1 protein-coding gene (cut by both window edges) is annotated in these 17120 nt (G+C 67.5%); it reads right to left on the bottom strand.

All 17120 nt of this window come from inside a single coding sequence — locus AAEU42_RS03160, RCC1 domain-containing protein, on the bottom strand. Of the gene's 102660 coding nucleotides, 34361 precede the window and 51179 follow it; the stretch shown corresponds to coding positions 34362–51481 — codons 11454 (partial) to 17161 (partial); reading right to left, the first codon wholly in view occupies positions 17117 to 17119. Both codon boundaries (start and stop) fall beyond the window edges.

Genomic DNA, 17120 nt, shown 5'->3' with positions numbered 1-17120 from the left:
CGTAAGAACCCATGCCGTACACCTTGCCGTCGCTGGTGAGGAGCAGGGCGTGATCCCGGCCGGCGGAAATATCCACGATCTTGTTGTAGTCGCTGAAGCCCTCGGGGCGGACCAGCGTGGGGGCGGGGACGATCTTGCCGTAGAGGCTGTCGCCCAGGCCCAGCTGGCCGTAGCTGTTGTCGCCCCAAGCCAGGACGGTGCCCTCGCTGGTCAGGGCCAGCGCGAAGCGCTCGCCCACGGCGATCTGGGTGATGACCCGGCTGTCCACGCCCTGGCCCAAGATCTGGACCGGAGAGGTGGAAGAGGGCAGGCTCACGCCGGCGCCCACACCCAGCTGTCCATAGGTGTTGTCGCCAAAGGTCCAGACCGTACCGTTGTCCCGCAGGACCACGGAGAAGTCGGCGCCCGCGCCCAGCACCGGGAAGACCAGGCTGTCCACCGCGTCCGGGTTGGAGGCGGAAGAGGGCACGCCGGTCTGCTCGGGAAGCGGGGTGACGTCGAGCTTGAAGAAGCCGTTGTACTCCCGGTACACCGCGCCGTCCACGTAGGCGAAGGTGGCCACGATATAGGTGGTGCCGAAGCCCACGGGCTTCACCACGGGATTCACGCCGGTGGCATCCACCACGGCGACGGTCTCGTCCAGGGATCTCCAGGTCAGGCCCGACACCTGGGTGCCGTCCAGCTTGGCGGCCAGGGTGCCGTTGATGAGGTTGAAGCCCTCCTCCGTGATGATGGAGAAGCCCGCGCCGTCCAGGGTGATGACGTCGTCCACACTGATGGTGTTTTCATAGCGCATGGGCTGGGACACGCCGTCCACCAGCTGGCGCAGGTTGAGGGTGTAGTTGTTCTTATCGCTGCCCACCAGGACGGCCTGAGTGGCCTGGGCGCCGTTGCCGCCGCCCACCTGGAGGGACCCCAGCTGGTAGCTGCTGTTGTCGCCCCAGCTCCAGACGGTGCCGTCGCCCAGCAGCGCAGTGCTGTGGGCCTCACCGGCGGAGACAGAGAAGGCGGGCGTCACGATGCCCTGCTTGCCGCTGCCCGCGGTGAACTGGGCATAGATGGGCCGCACGGCATAGCCGGTCACGTAGTTCTCGTTGCCCAGGCGGCCGGTCATGGCCTCGCCCCAGGTGAGGACCTTGCCCTCCCGGGTGACGGCCATCATGTGGTTCTTGCCCACGGAGACGTGGAGCACGTCGGTCTGGGTCAGATCCAGCGGCAGGTGGCCGTCCTCCACCGTATCGGTGGCCTTGATCTGAAGGGGCGTGGAGCTCTTGGACAGCTCCCCGCTCTCCAGCCCGATGCCCAGCTGGCCCCGGCTGTTGGAGCCCCAGGTCCACACAGTGCCGTCCTTGCGGATGGCGGCGGTGTTGCTGGTTCCGGCGGACACCTGCCACACGTCGTCGATGGCGGCCCGGACGGGCACGATCTTCTGGGTGTGGTTGAAGCGCAGGCCGGTGGTGTCCACGCTGACGCTGTCGGAGCTCTCGTGGCCGTTGCCCAGCTGCCCGGCGCCGTTGGCGCCCCAGGCAAAGACCGAGCCGTACCGGTCCAGGGCCACCGCGTGGCCCTCCCCCGCCGCCACCGAGACGATGTCGGTGAGGTAGCGGGTCTCGTCGATATCCACGGCGTAGAACTCCTGCCCGCTCTGGAAGCCGGCCAGGACCCGCATGGGCGCCAGGGTGTTGGTCAGGCGCTCGGCGCCGTAGCCGAAGCTCTCGTTGGTGGTGTCGCCGGGGATCTGATAGGTACGGTTGACGCCCAGGACGCCGTTTTCATTGCTGCCGAAGGTGTAGGCGTAGCCGTCCTTGTCGGCCAGCAGGGAGAACTTCTTGCCCGCGGCGATATCCACCACGCCGTCAATGGGCTCCAGGTTCATATAGGCGCTGTAAGCGTCCACATACTGCTGGTAGGCCTCGGTCTTGGCGGGGATGCCGGCGTCGGTGGTGGTGTACAGGTCGTCGGGACGAGCCTGGGCAAAGCCCTGCTTGCCCCGGATCACCAGGGTGGGCCGGAGCTTGTCGCCCACGCTGCCCACGCCCAGCTGGCCCACGTCGTTGCCGCCCCAGGCGTAGAGGTGCCCGTCGGCGGAGAGGGCCAGCACGTGGTCGTCGCCGGCGGCGATCTTCACGATGCCGGTGAGGTAGTCGCCCTTGGTATTGCCCGCGATGACGCCGTTGACATAGGGATCCGCGGCGGGCAGAGGCGCGCGCACCTGCACGGGGATGGCGGAATAGGTCACGCTGCCCTCGGCGGCGCCCGCGTTGGCGCTGACGCCGATGCCCAGCTGGCCGGCGTTGTTGGCGCCCCAGGTCCACACGGTGCCGTCGCTCATCAGTCCCACGGTAAAGTTCCTGCCGGAGGCCACCATGGGCGTGGCCACCACGGAGGAGTCGTCCACATCGTCCGCGGGTGTCTCGATCTTGCGGTACTCCACCTCAATGCGCTTGAGGGCGTTGCCGAAGCGGTCGGAGATGGTGATGGTGGCCGACTCGAACCGCTGCTCGGGAGGCATGCTGACCGAGACGATCCAGTCGTTGGTGACCACGAAGTGGGCGGGATCGGAGGAGGTGATGGTGATGTCCTCCACCCGGTTCACCGTCTGGGAGCCGGTCTGGCTCAGGTTCAGATAGGCGTTGTTGTACTCGTACACGGCGGCCTTGTTCACCACAAGCACCTGGTCGTCGCCCAGGATGATCTTGTCGGGCAGCGGGTTGGAGGCGTTGAAGGCCAGGCCGGAGGCGGCCACGTCGTCCATGTCGGGGGTGAGGGCCATGGAGGAGAAGAGGCTGATGCCGTAATCCTCCTCGGCGAAGAGGCTGACGGTCTCCTCATACCCGATGGAGGCCATGTAGGCCACGGGGGCCATGCTGGTGGTGACGGCGCCGGTGTTCAGGATATGGGCATCGGCCACTTCCAGGTCGGTGTTGGCCCCCGCCACCAGCGGGGACAGGGTGTCGTTGAAGGTATAGCCGGTGCCCAGCTGGCCTCTGGTGTTGGTGCCCCAGGTGTAGATGGTGCCGTCGGCGGCCACCGCCGCGGAGTGATAGGCCCCGGCGGACAGGGTGGTCCGCCCGCTCTGGACGGCGGCCCCCATGTCGTCACAGTTGACATAAATCGCAGGCAGCCGGCGCTGTTCCACGGCGGTGCCCCGGTCGAAGCGGGTGCCGTCGCCCAGCTGGCCGTCGCCGTTGTAGCCCCAGCCGTAAGTGGAGCCGTCGGCGGTGAGGGCCATGGTATGGTAGCTGCCGCTGGTGATGGAGACCACGCCGGTAAGCGGCTGCTTGTTGGGCAGCTGCACCGGGGCGGGCTTGCCGTAGTAGTTGGCCGCGGCGGCGTCCATGGAGATGTCCCGGCCCAGCTGGCCGTAGGTGTTGTCGCCCCAGGTGTATACCTTCCCGTCGGCACACAGCACACTGGCGGCGCTGGTCCCGGCGGCAAGGGCCACGGGAGCGGCGCCCAGACGCCCGGTGAGGGTGGCGGGATCCTGATAGGCCACGCCGCTACCCCAGGCCAGGACTTGGCCGTCGGTGGTGATGGCCAGGGCGATGGAGGGGCCGAAGGCCAGCTCCTTGAGGGTATAGCCGGTGGTCACGGTGTTGATCAGGCTGCCCTGGGCATTGTAAGTTCCGGTATACCGGTCCATGGTGGTAAGCCTGGGCTGGCTGGCGCTGCCGGAGCGGTGCATCCGCAGGGCGTCGTACTGGCTGCCGGTCCGGCCCCCGGCCACCGTACCGTTGGCCAGCAGGCCGGAGCCGGTGTCGCCGAAGGTGAACAGCACGGGGTTGCCCGCGGCGTTGGCGCCCAGGACCGCGGAGACGTTGGCGCCCGCGTAGATCCGGACGGCCCCCGCCAGATAGGTGACGCCGTCCGTGCCGGTGGCCTCGTTCATCTGGGGCCAGCCGGTGGTGGTGTTCACGGCATACCACACGTCGGCGTCGCCGGAGCGGACCCGGGTGGCGGTGGAGCGCAGGGTGCTGTCGCCGGTGCCCAGCTGGCCGAAGTCGTTGGCGCCCCAGGCCCAGACAAAGCCGTTGGCGTCCAGCGCCAGGGCGTGGTTGGCCCCGGCGGCGACGGCCACCACATTCTGGAGCACCCGGGCGTTCCGGTAGCTCTCGGTGCGGATGACCTGCACGGGCACGTACTGGTAGTTGCCGGTGGTGCCGATGCCCAGCTGGCCGTAGGTGTTGTCGCCCCAGGCCCAGACGGTGCCGTCGGAGCGCAGGGCCACGGTGAAGTTGTTGCCGGAGACCACCATGGGGGTGGTGTTGGTCCAGGCCGTGATCTGATCGCCCTCGGCGGTGGAGTTGACCCGGATGGTGACGCTGGCGGCCAGGCCGCTCACCAGGTCGGTGACGGTGACCACGGCCACGCCGAAGGAGCCCTTGGAGGGCCGCAGGGTGTAGGTGCCGTCGCCGTTGTCGGTGACCCCCACGATGGCGCTGTTGGAAGTGACCTTGAAGTTGGGCGTGCCCAAAGCACCGCTCAGGCCGCCGGTGGCGCCGAACAGGTTCAGGCCCGTGCCGCTGCCGGCCACCAGCTGGAGGGCGGAAAGGTTGACATAATCATCATAGCCGTTCAGGTCGATGCCCAGGCTCTTGTCCACGTTCATCTCGCCGGTGTAAGCGGCGGTGGCCTCGTCATAGCGGTACACGTCGGCCTGGAAGGTCAGGGTGCCCAGGGCGGAGGTGCCGTCGCCGCCCACCACGGTGGGCATGGTGACGTTGGCGATATCCGCGGGGCTTCCCACGCCCAGCTGTCCCCGGTCGTTGCGGCCGGAGGTGAGGACATAGCCGTCGTTGCGGAGCATGACCGCGTGGCCCACGCCGCCGGAGATGGCCCGCATGTCCTCCAGGTAGGTCAGCGTATCGCCCTCGGCCACGTAGTTGACGGTGGCGGTGGACTTGGTGGCGGCGGAGCCGTCGCCCAGCTGGCCATAAGTGTTCTCGCCCCAGGTGTACACCTTGCCCTCGCCGGTGAAGGCGTAGGAGAAGGTCCCACCGGCGGCCACATCGGCGATGTGGCGGATGGCCTGGGAGGCGTCCATGGTGTTGGGGGTCTCCAGAACCACGGCGGGATAGAGGCTGTTTTCCGTGGTCCCGTTGCCCAGGCGGCCGAAGTAGTTGTAGCCGAAGGCGTAGACCTCGCCCTGGTCCTTCCCTTCCGCGCCGGTGTCTTCCACCAGCACCAGGGTATGGGCGTCGCCGGCGGCCACAGCCACCGCCCGGTGGTCGTGGCTGAAGGCGAACATACCGTCGGAGAGGATCTCTCTGGGCACATAGCTGTCATAGGTGGTGCCGGTACCCAGCTGGCCGTCGGAGCCGTGACCCCAGGTGTACACGGCGCCGCCCGCGGTCAGGGCCACGCTGTGGCGGCCGCCCGCGGCGATCTGGACCACCTCATCCAGGTGGTAGGGGGCCGTCCGGCCCTCCAGCTGGCCCTGGCTGGTGGAGAAGCCGTAGACCTGGACGGGGACGGTGAGGAAGGTCTGGCCGCCGTGGGCGGTGTCGTTGCTCACGCCCGCCTGGCCGTGCTCATTGTTGCCCCAGGCCCAGACCTGGCCCTTGCCGTCCAGGGCGAGGGAGTGATCGTACCCGGCGGAGACCGCCACGACACCGGTCAGGTTCTCCACCATTTTGGGTGTGCTGACGCCAACGGTGTCCCCGGTGCCCAGCTGGCCATACTCGTTATAGCCCCAGGCCCAGACGAAACCGTCTGTGTCTACCGCCAGGGCATGCATGCCGCCGGCGGCGATATACTTGATGTCGCGGGCGCTGCCCGTGTCGTCCAGGAACTCCACCTGGCCGTAGGCATAGCCCGGGTTGGCGGTCCGGCCCAGGACGCCGTTGGCCTCGGTGCCCCAGCTGTAAACCTTGCCGTCGCTGGCCAGCGCCAGGGTGAAGTCGTCACCGGCGGCCACCATGGGAGCCACGGCAGCGCCGGAGGCGGTGGTCACGGCGGTGTCGGCCACCACGCTGACCTTCATCCGGCCCACCTCGGCCCCGCCGGCACGCAGCACCAGATAGGCCGTACCGGTGGCCCCGGCCACGGCTTCCACCTGATAGGCGGCGCCGGTGTCGGTCACGGTGAGGAGCTCGGTATCCCCGCCCTGGACGGACACGGTGTAGCCGGTATGATCCGTGATGGTCTCCCGGCTGAGGGTGTTGGTCAGATCCAGCACGTAAGGAGCCCCATGGCTCACGTCGCCCAGGGTGAAGCTCTCGGTGTTCTTCATCACCCACTCGGGCACGGCGCTCAGATCCACGTCGGCGCCATCCACCGTGATCCGGACGGGCTGCACGGCGGGCAGGCCGAAGGTGGCCTGGGTCAGGCTCCCCTTCTCCCGGCTGCTGTCGTCGGTGGCAAAGTCCTTGCCGCCCAGTTCGCCGTGGTCGTCGGCCCCGGCGCCGTAGACGGTGCCGTCAGCCATGACGATCATCAGGTGGCTGTCGCTGGCGCTGATCTGGGTGGCGCCGGAGAGGGCGCCGTACTGATAGCCCGCCTGGGCGGTCTCGCCGGCGGTCACCCTCTGATGGACGTCGGGCGCGTCGGAGGATCCCACGGCGTACCAGCGGTAGGCCGAGCCGGTGACCGTGAGGAACCCGGCGGAGCCATCCATGGCGGAGATCTGGTTGATGCCCACGTAGTGCTCGTCGGCGTTTCCGTCGCCGTCGGTGTCCCGCTCCACCATATCCTCGGGAGCATAGACCCCCGGATCCACGGAGAAGTCCACCGCGGAGGCATAGAAGTGGGCGTTCTCCGCGGGCTCCGCAGCCGCCGCGGGAGCGGCGGACAGGGCGCCGTACTGGCCCCAGATCCAGGCCTTGCCGTCCTGATCCAGTGCCAGGGAGAAGTTCCCGCCGGCGGCCACGGACACGATACCGGTCAGCGGGGTGCCGTCGGCCTTGAGGACGGGGATGGTCTGCTGGTAGCTGGTCTTGGTCACGCCGGTGGCGCCGCCGTAGGGACGGCTGCCCAGCTGGCCGAAGGTGTTGTCGCCCAAGGCCCACACGGAGCCGTCCGCCTTCAGCAGGACGGTGTGGCGCTCCCCGGCGGCGATGTCGATGATGTTGTGGCTGTTGCTGACCATGGCCCGGGTGAAGAGGCCGTTCTTCCACTTGTCCCGGCCGTTCTGGCCATGGGCGGTGGAGCCCCAGACGTAGACGGTGCCGTCCACGGTGAGGGCCGCGGCATGGTCAACGTTGGCGGTGATCTTGACCACCTTGTCCACATATTCGTAGTGGTCCACAGGCGTCACGGTGTCCCCGGCGGCGATATCCGTGCCGTCGGCGGCCACGGCGATTACGTTGTCGGGAGAATAGGTGCCCTGGGGCAGGAAGCTGCCGTAGGTCTGGTCCTCCTTGCGCTCGGTGCCCAGGGCCTCATAGGCCCGGTTGCCGTCGGCGTCCAGCTGGAAGAGATGGTCCATCACCACGCGGGTGGGCGTCATCACGGCGGAGCCCATGCCCAGCGCGGCGTCGGCGGCGCCGGAGAAGACATTGTCGGTGGTCCCGCTGCCCAGCTCGCCCTTGTCGTTGACGCCCCAGCCCACCACGGTGCCGTCGGCCTTCAGGGCCAGCATGTAGTCGTCGCCGATGGCGATCTGGGTCACGCCGGTGAGGTAGCCTGTGGCGTCGCCGCCGTCCCGCACCTGGGTGGGCGCGTAGATGACGGTCCCCTCGGCGGCGGGCTGGCCAGCCACGGTGCCGGAAGCCAGATGGTCGGCCTCCAGGCCGGTGTTGCGGCCCCAGGTCCAGACGGTGCCGTCCGCCCGCAGGGCGGCGGTGAAGTGGTCGCCCGCCAGGATCATGGGCATGGCCACGGTATGGATGGTCCCGCCGGTCACGCTGTTGGTGCCCAGGGGATCGGCGTGGAAGTTGACCTTGATCTGACCCAGGAGACGGCCGTCCAGCTCCACGGTGACGTAGGTGGAGGCCCCGGCGGTGGCGGCGCTCTGGACATGGGCCAGGCCCTTCACCGTCCCGTCCATGGTCAGCAGCTTCTCATTGAGGCTGCGGTAGACCAGCTTGTTCTTCTCCTCGCTGGTCAGGGACATCCAGACGGCCTCCACCAGCACGTTGAAGGCGTCAACGTGCTCTTTCAGGATGCTGTCCAGCTTGATCTGGAAGCTCTGGTTCCGATCCAGGTAGAGATCCACCTGCATGGGATCGTGGATCACGTAGCTGCCCAGGGCGGAGGCGTCCAAATCCCCGGCGGCGGCGGTGACGCCGGCGTCGCCCACGACCACGTCCCGGAAGACCAGCCGGTCGAAGCTGCCCTCGGCCAGGGCCACCATGACGGGGGCGGCCACGCCCACGGAGGCGATGCCCACGGAGGTCTCGGCCTCCTCAATGCCCGCGCCCAGCTGGCCCTTGTCGTTGCGGCCCCAGGCCCAGAGGGTGCCGTCGGACTTCAGGATCATGGCGGCGGTGCCGGACAGGGCCAGGCCATAGGTCATCCGGCCCAGGCCGGTGCCGTCCTGCGCAATGCTGTTGTCGATCTCCCGCACGCCGGTGGTCCCGGCGTACAGGCGGTAAATGACGTTATCGGTGGTGACGCTGGTGTCCCCGTCCGCCGTCTGGACCCCGCCGGTCTGGACCGTCCGGCCCCAGACGTAGGTGTTGCCGGCGGCGGTGATGGCGGCGCTCTGGGCGCCGTTGGCGGCCACGTTGACCGCCCGCTCGGCGGCGGTGGTCAGGCCGCCGTTGGCGCTGTCGTCGGCCAGGAGCTCCGCCATAACAGCGGAGGACTTGACCGTCCGGCCGGAGGCGGCGGTGGTGCCGTCGCCCAGCTGGCCGTGGGCGTTGGAGCCCGTGGCGTAGATGGTGGCGGAGTTGTCGGCGGTACCGGCGCTGGCGGAGACCTTGCCGGCGCTCAGGAAGAGCAGGTGGCTGCCGTCGCCGCCCTTGTAGTTCCCGCCGGACAGTTCCACCACGTCCCGCAGGACGAAGCCGGTCTGCTCCGCGGAGGAGGCGGACAGATCCGTCCCGGCGGTGATGTTGCCGCTGGTCAGGTCGGCGCCGTTGCGCACGGGCATGGGCACCCGCTGGCCCAAGCCTTCCAGATAAGTATTCATGTGGTTCTTCTGGACCGTCTTGCGATAAGCGCCGGTGGTCAGATGGGCGTTGGAGCCATATGCGTCGGTATCCTTGTTATACCCACCCTTGCCCTGGTACTGGGCCTCGTAAACACCTTCGAAGTTGCCCTGGACCCGGCTCTCGTCGCCGATGTCCATGCTCCAGGTGCCGTCCATATTGATGGCGCCCCAGGTGTACGCGGTACCGTCAGCCAGCACCACGGCGGAATAGCCATGACCGGCCTCCACCATCACCGCGTGGGCCAGCAGCCGCTCGCAGTCGGTGACGTGGGCCCGGACACAGGAGTCGGGCGCGTCGCAGCTCTGGTTCACCAGGCCGCCCCGGCTCACGGCCTGCGGCTTAGTGTAATACGTCTCGCGGGTAATACCGCCCACCTGCTCATAGGTATTGTCGCCCCAGGCCAGGACGGTGCCGTCGGCCAGCAGGGCCAGGGCGTGGTTGGCGCCGGCGGAAATGGCCGCCACGGCGGGCTCGTCGGCGGTGGTGCGGTAGGCGACGGAGGTGGGATAGGTCACGTTGACGTTCAGCTTGTCGGCGGGGGTGCCCAAGCCCAGCTGGCCCCGGTCGTTGCGGCCCCAGGTGTAGAGGGTGCCGTCGGCGGCCAGCGCCATGCTGAAGCCGTCGCCCGCGGCGATGTCCACGATCTGCTTGAGGTAACCGCTGCCGGTGGGATCGCAGACCTGGATGGGCACGTACTCATAGAAGGAGGGGTCGGAGTAGCCGTCGCCCAGCTGGCCGTAGCTGTCGTCGCCCCAGGCCCAGACGGTGCCGTTGGACTTCAGGGCCAGGGCGTGCTCGCCGCCGTAGACGATCTTGGGGGCGGTAAACTTCTCGTTGGGGTTTTCCATGACGTCGGTCTCGGGGCGCACCTCCACCCGGATCAGGCGGGACAGCTCGCTGTCGTTGTGGCGGATGACCACGGTGACCGTGCCGAAGGCGTTGGGCACCGGGATAAAGCGCCAGCGGGCATTGGCGGCGTCGTAGCTGACGGTGAGGATGCTCTCGTTGGAGGAGAACACGGTGAAGTCGTCCACATCCGCGGCAAGCAGGCCGTAGTTCTGGTCGCTGTTGGCCTTCAGCCCGTCGCTCAGGCCCAGGTTGAGCCCGCCGGCGAAATACCGCTGGACCCCGGACACGGTCTTGGCCACGGTGTCATAGACGGGGACCTCTTCCTGCACGTAGGTGTTGTTCCACACCGCGGGCAGGATCCCGGCGCCGTTCGTGAAGATGTCGTCCGCCACGCCGTCGCCGTCGGTGTCGAAGCCATAAGTATCGCTCGGGCTGACAGGGATGGTCACACTGCCGTCGTTGAGGTAAGGACCGTCGTAGCTGCCATCGGTCTGCTTCACCCAGACATAGTAATCATAGGTAGGCGTGGTGGTGTCCACCCACTGGGTGCCGGTCTGGATCTGGACGTTCTGGACCACGTCGCTCACATAGATGTTGAGGACCTGATCCTCCACGATTTTGAGCGTGCTCGCGCCAAGGCTCTCCAGGCCCGCGCCGGTGAGGTCGTAGCTCACGGCGTCCAGGCTGGCGGGAGTCTCGGTGGTGCCATTGTTTTCAGTCACGGTGATGTGGCCCAGGAAGAGGGTGTCCACGTCGGCCACCCCCACCCGGACGGGCGCGCTGGATGCGGTGTTCTTCAAATTGCCCAACACACCGGTGGTCAGGCGGTATCCGGCTCCGTCCTTGTAGGAGCCGCTGGCGTCGCCCATGGCCCAAACGGTGCCGTCGTCACGGTAGATGGTGGAGGTATGCTTGCCCGCTGTGATGAAACGGGCGCCCTGGAAGTCAGCGGAGCCGCCGGAGTTGCTGGTCACGGCCTGGTTGATGTTGTAGTCGGTCATGGCCGCGCCGTTGTTGGCGGTCTTGACGGTCTCGGCGTAGTTGACGCTCTCGCCCTGGCGGGCGCGGGTGGGCACGCAGACCACAGCCGCAGCGCCGTCACCCAGGCCAAGCTGGTTCAGGCCGTTGTCGCCCCAGGCGTAGATACGGCCCTCGCTGTCGATGGCAAAGGAGCTGTCCGCGCCGGCGTAGACCTTGGTGGCGGTGAAAGCGTTGTCACCGTTGGTATCCATGGGCGTGACCCGGACGGGCAGGGCACTGCCGGTAACCTGGGTGTTGTCCCGGCCCAGCTGGCCCTTGGCGTTGTCGCCCCAGGCGTAGATGACGCCGGTGGAGGTCAGGGCCAGGAAGTGGCTGCCGCCAGCGGCCAGATCCACCACGTCCTGGAGGTAATGGCTGCCGCTGAACTGCTGGCCCGCCTTCACCTGGACGGGATAGATGCGGGAGACGCCCGCCCCGTCGCCCATGACGCCGTGGCTGGCGGTGGTCCCCTCGTCGTCGGTCTTGCCGGCGTCGTCCATGCCCCAGACGTACACGGTTCCGTCGCTGGTCAGGGCTGCGGTGGCGTAGTTGCTCCCCACCAGCTTGGTGACCTTGGCGGTCATGTTCGCGGTAGTGAGCGCATACTCGGGGTGATCCAGGGTGTCGCTGTGGCCCAGCCGGTCGGTGCCGCCGGGGCCCAGGACGGCCACGGGAGAAGTCTTGAAGGTGTCGTTCTGGCTGAAATAGGTGTCGTACGTCTCATACCAGCTATGGGTGCAGTAGTCCCCGCTGCTTACGGTACCCTCCACACCGTCGCCGGAGCGGAGCTGTCCACCGTATGTGCGCTGCGTATTGTCGTCGGCCTGGGGGTAAGACTGGCCGTTACGGTCATACTGGATGGGGCCGTTGGAGTGGTCGATGGCGTTTTTCTCCACGCTCTGGTAGAGGCCGGAGTTGCCCCAGAACACCACGGTGCCGTTGCTCAGCAACGCCAGGGCATAGTCCCGCCCGGCGGCGATGGAGGCCACACCGGAGAGGCCCTCCGCCCCGCCGCCGATGTTCAGCACTTGGGCGGGCACGTAGTTGTTGGTGTCCACATAGCCGATGTCATTGGCGTAGCCCCAGCCATATGACCACGAATAGAACCTGTCCCTGGTAAACTGATAGGGATACGCCCAGGTGCCGTTGCCCATCTGGCCCACGGAGTTGTCACCCCAGGCCCAGACGTGGCCCGTGCTGTCCAGGGCATAGCTGGTGTACTCGCCGGCGGCGATCTGGATGATCTCCACCCCTTCGGGGAAGAGGACCTTCTGGGGCGTAGTGTAGCTCTTCAGGGCATTGAAGCCCTCGCCGTCCATGACGACGCTCCAGAGCTCGGAATACTCCCAGCGGATGGGCGTATTGTACGTGTAGTCTACCGCGTAGGTGTTCTGGATGCCCACGTTGCTGCTCTGGTTGTGGACGTCGATATAGCTGCGGATCACGGTCTCGCCGATACCAAGCTGGCCGAAGCTGTTGGAGCCCCAGGACCAGACGGTGCCGTCGGCCTTCAGCGCCAGGGTGTGGTTGGCGCCGGCGGCCAGCATGGGCGCGGCCACGCCCTCACTGCTGTAAACCGTAAGCTGGAGGACGCTCTCGGCCACGCACTGGCCGGCGGCGTCATAGGCCCGGAAGACCACGGCGGTCTCCCCGTAGTGGCCGAGGCCGGAGGGCCGGATGATCCAGCCGCCGTTGACGGCGTCGGCATCCACGGTGGCCACCCGCTCGTCCATGGATTTGACGGTCACATGGTCGGCGTTCAGAAGCTGGTTGGCGCTGTTGACATAGGTGCCGGTGGTGTAGAAGTACTGGTTCGCGGCCACCCGCAGCTGCTGGCTGTCGTTCATGCGGAAGATCCAGCCGCTCTCGGTGGGACGGGGGGCGGCGCAGACCACTTCCACGGTGCCGCCGTTGACGGTGAAGGTGGCGCCGTTGATCTGATAGGTAACATCGGTACCCGCGCCGGGCGCGGCGGCGCCCAGGTCCTCCAGCTCCGCGCCGGAGAGAACCACGTAGCTCTTCGCCCGGTAGCCGGAGAGGGTGGGCACGTTGTTGCTGGTGGTGGTCTTGTTGATGGTGCCCAGCTGGTGGTAGGTGTTGTCGCCCCAGGACCAGACATAGCCGTCCTGCCGCAGGGCGGAGACGTGACCGTAACCCGCGGAGAGGTTCTTCACCTCGGTGAGGGTGCCGGTGGTGGTGGCGTGGGCGTTGGTGTCGTCAAACTTCTGCCCGGCCACGTTGTCGGAGACATCGGTATCCCCGCCCACCGTGAGCATGGCGGAGTCCCCCGCCAGCACCGCGGCGGGATAGGCGGCCCAGGCGCCGGGCACGTTCCCGATGCCCAGCTGGCCCTTGTCGTTGATGCCCCAGGCGTAGACGCTGCGCTCGGTATTGTCGTGGCTGTTGGTCTGGTTGGGGGTGTTGATGTTGATAGACAAGGAGAAATACTTGCCGGCAAACAGGTTGGCAACGTTGTCCAGGTAGACGATGGTATCCGTTCCGGCGTCATAGCTCTTCACCAGACGGATGGGGTCTGTGACCACCCGGCCGGTCTCCGTGGTGACGGCGGAGGAACCGGTGCCGGTGGTGGTGTAGACCGGAGTACCGGCCTCGGTGGTGAGCTGGCGGTAGTAGTTGGAGCCCCAGCCGTAATTCTCCTGCTGCTGGCTGCTGCCGCTGCCGATAGTGACCACGGCCAGCATATGGTCGAAGCCCACGGCGGCGCTGGACACGTTCTGGATATAGTAACCCACGGCGTTGGACTCGCCCTTGCGTACCTGGGAGGGAGAGCCCTGGTTGAGCTGGGTGCTGATGCCCAGCTGGCCGTTGTCGTTGCGGCCCCAGGTCCACAGGCTGCCGTCGGCCCGGACGGCGGCGCTGGAGTCGCCGCCGGCGGAGATGAGGACGATGTTCTCCAGGAAGTTCTCGCCCAGGTGGCCCACCACCCGGCGGGGCACCACATTGACGCTGGCGGCGTCGCTGGAGGGCTGATCCTGGGTGCCTCTCTGGCCGTACACGTTGGAGCCCCAGCCCCAGACCTGGCCCTCCAGGGACAGAGCCAGGGTGTGGCCGGTGCCGGCGGCGATGCCGACGATCTCCACGTCCTGCATGGCGCCCGTGTCGTCGGGAAGCTGGATGGCCACGTGCTTGGCCACGGTGCTGTACGGGGTGCCCGGGGCATAGCCCAGCTGGCCCAGGTTGTTGCGGCCCCAGGTATAGACCTTGCCGCTCTGGGTGAGGGCCACCATGTGGTCCTCGCCAGCGGCGATGGCCTTCACCTTGTCGGGCAGGGTTTGGGTGACGGTGCCGCCCATGCCGTCGCTGGTCACGACGGTCCGGGTCAGCTCGCCCAGGTAGGTGTACACGGGATTGCCGCTGGCGTCCACCATGGGGGTGCCGTCGGGGGCGACGTTCTGCACCCGCACCTTCTGGGGATTGGCGCTGACGGGGATTCCGGCGGCGGTGTGGTCGGCGTAGGCGGTGCTGCCCGCGCCGGTGGTGCCGGCGGTATTGCCCTGGCCCAGGACGCCGAACTCATTGTCGCCCCAGACCCAGACGGTGCCGTTGTTGTCCAGGAAGGCGGTGAAGTGGTTGCCCGCGGCGGTGCCGGTCATGATGGCGTCGGTGGACTCCTGAAGGTCCACTTCCAGTGTGCCGAAGTAGGTGCCGGTGACCAGCCAGTTCTTGGCGGCGTCGTAGCCGTAATCGTGGTCGGCGGTGGTCCCGGGGGCGTGGTTCTTATCGTTGTTGTAGTCCCCGCCGGTGGTCTGGAAACCGATGGTGGTCTTGCCCAGCTTGCCGTTGTTGTAGGGGTCGGCGGCGTTGGCCCGGCCCACCACCAGAGCGTCAGTGGCGGTGGCGCCGGTGACCGCGACGGCCGTGATCTGGTCGTCGGAGGTGTTGGCGCTCCAGACCTCGTTGGAGGTGTTCAGGATCTTGTGGGCGGGATAGAGGGCAAAGCCGCTGTCATACACCATATGGGTATTCTGCCGCTCGATGTACAGCTTCTCGTTGGTGGCCACGATGATGGAGGGAGGCACGGTGGCGTTGGCGATGGCGCCGCTGGGGATGGTGCCGCCGTTGTTCGGCGTGCCGTAGGTGCGGTACACCGTGGTGGCGGTGTCGTAGTCCCGAATTTCGGCGTAGTCCACGATGATGGTCATGCTCTCCCGGCTGCCCGCCTGGACGGGGTAGTTGAGCCGGTAGTCAGACAGGTCGCCCAGCACACCGATGGCGGTCTGGTTCTCGGCGCCGCTGGCGTCGGTGGGGCCGTCGGTGTTGATGCCCCAGTTCCACACGTAGCCGAACATGCCGTCCAGATGGCTGGCGTCGATGTCGGCGGCGTTGGCGCCGGTGCCGTTTTTATAGTAGGTGCTGATGGCGGCGCTGTGGTTGTAGCCGCCGGAAAGGTCGATGACACCCTCCAGGTAGTCGATCTGGGCCTCGGTGGAGCGGTAGCCGCCCTTGACCACCTTGGTGGCGGCAAAGTTGACGCTCTGACGGGTGTTGTCGCCCATCTGGCCCATGTCGCCGTTGCCGAAGGACCAGACGTAGCCCCTCCAAGCGCTGTTGTCGAAGTTGACCCGGTCGTTCATGTCCACGGTGCGGAAGGCGCTGTGGGACAGGCCCGCCGCCACCTGGACCGGCCGCTCATGGCCGGTGCTGGAGGCGTTGGCGTTCAGGGTCACGGCGTCGACGGACAGCACGGGCACGTTGGAGGCGGCCAGGGCGGCCGGATCCTGGCCCAGCTGGCCGGAGGCGTTGGCGCCGGCGGAGTAGACGCTGTAATTGCGGCCCGCGCCGTCGTAGCCGTCGGTGAGGATGGCGATGTGGTCGCCGCCCACCGCCGCGTCCACGGCCCGGTAGAGGAACTCCTGGGTGGCGTAGTTGTTCCCCACACTGGTAAAGGTGTTGGACTTGCCGGTGGAAGCGCCGCCCCGGACCTGGGTGGGGGCCTGGACGTAAGCCTGGTTGTAACCGTCGCCGGTCTGTCCGTCGGCGGAATAACCCCAGGCGAAGACCGTCCCGTTGGCCCGCAGGGCCACGGCGGTGTACTGGGTGGCGTCGATATCCACCACATGGCTCAGGTAATTATAGGTGTCCCCGGCGGTATTGGGGCCGGCGGCGGTGCCGTTGACCACCCGGACGGGGGTGGTGATGTTGTACTGCTCGTCGATGCCGGTGCCCACGCTGGCGGCGTAGGCGGTGTTGCCCAGCTGGCCGCTGCGGCTGCCGCCCCAGGCGTACACGCCGCCCTTGTCGTCCAGCGCCAGGGTGAAGCCCCAGCCCGCGGCCACCTTGACGATGCCGCTGAGATAATCGCTGTCGGCGGCGGGGGCGGTGACGCCGGGCGCCCACACCCGCTGGGCCACGTTCACGGTGGCGGTGCCGTAAGTGCCGATGCCGATCTCGCCGGACTTGTTGTCGCCCCAGGCGTACACGAACCCGCTGGCGGACACGGCCACGGAGTGCTCCCCGCCGGCGGCCACGGTGACGATGTTGGCCAGGTAGTCCACGCCGTCCACCGTCACCTTATCGGAAATGGGCACGCTGGCGCCAGCCTGCACCCGGACGGGGTAGGCTCGGTTGGTGGCGGTATTGTCGCCCAGCTGGCCCTTGGTGCCCAGGCCCCAGGCCCAGACGGAGCCGTCGGGCCGCAGCAGGACGGAGTGGGCGTAGCCGCTCATGACCTTGGCGGTGGCCACGGCGGTGGCGTTGGTGTCCTGGACGAACAGGGGGATCACCAGGGTAAAGACCTCGGTGCCGTCGTCATAGGTGACCACGGCGGTGGTCTCGCCGGAGCGGTCGGTCTCCTTGGCGGTGAAGGTGTAGGAGGTGCCCGCGGCCGCCATGTCCACGATAGTGGGATCGGTGACCGTGACGGTGAACTTGGACAGGTCCAGCCCACCGACCTCCACGTCGGCGGCTTCAAAGGTGTTCATGCCCTTGTAGCGGCGCAGGTAGAGATCCGCCAGATCCAGGGTATAGCTCATCGCCGTCACCGAGGCCGCGGGATCGCCCTTGCGCAGGACAACGCGGCTGGTGTCGGTATAGCTGATGTGATCGGCGGCGGAGCCGTAGGCGGGATCCAGGATCAGGACGCTGTCCTCCCGGACGCCGGTGCGGACGGGCACGTCGTTTTGGGCGGAGCTGGCG

This window comes from Pseudoflavonifractor phocaeensis (assembly GCF_038439875.1).
Lineage (GTDB): Bacteria > Bacillota > Clostridia > Oscillospirales > Oscillospiraceae > Vermiculatibacterium.
The sequence above is the reverse complement of the archived record's forward strand: the minus strand, read 5'-3'. Positions and strand labels throughout refer to the sequence as shown.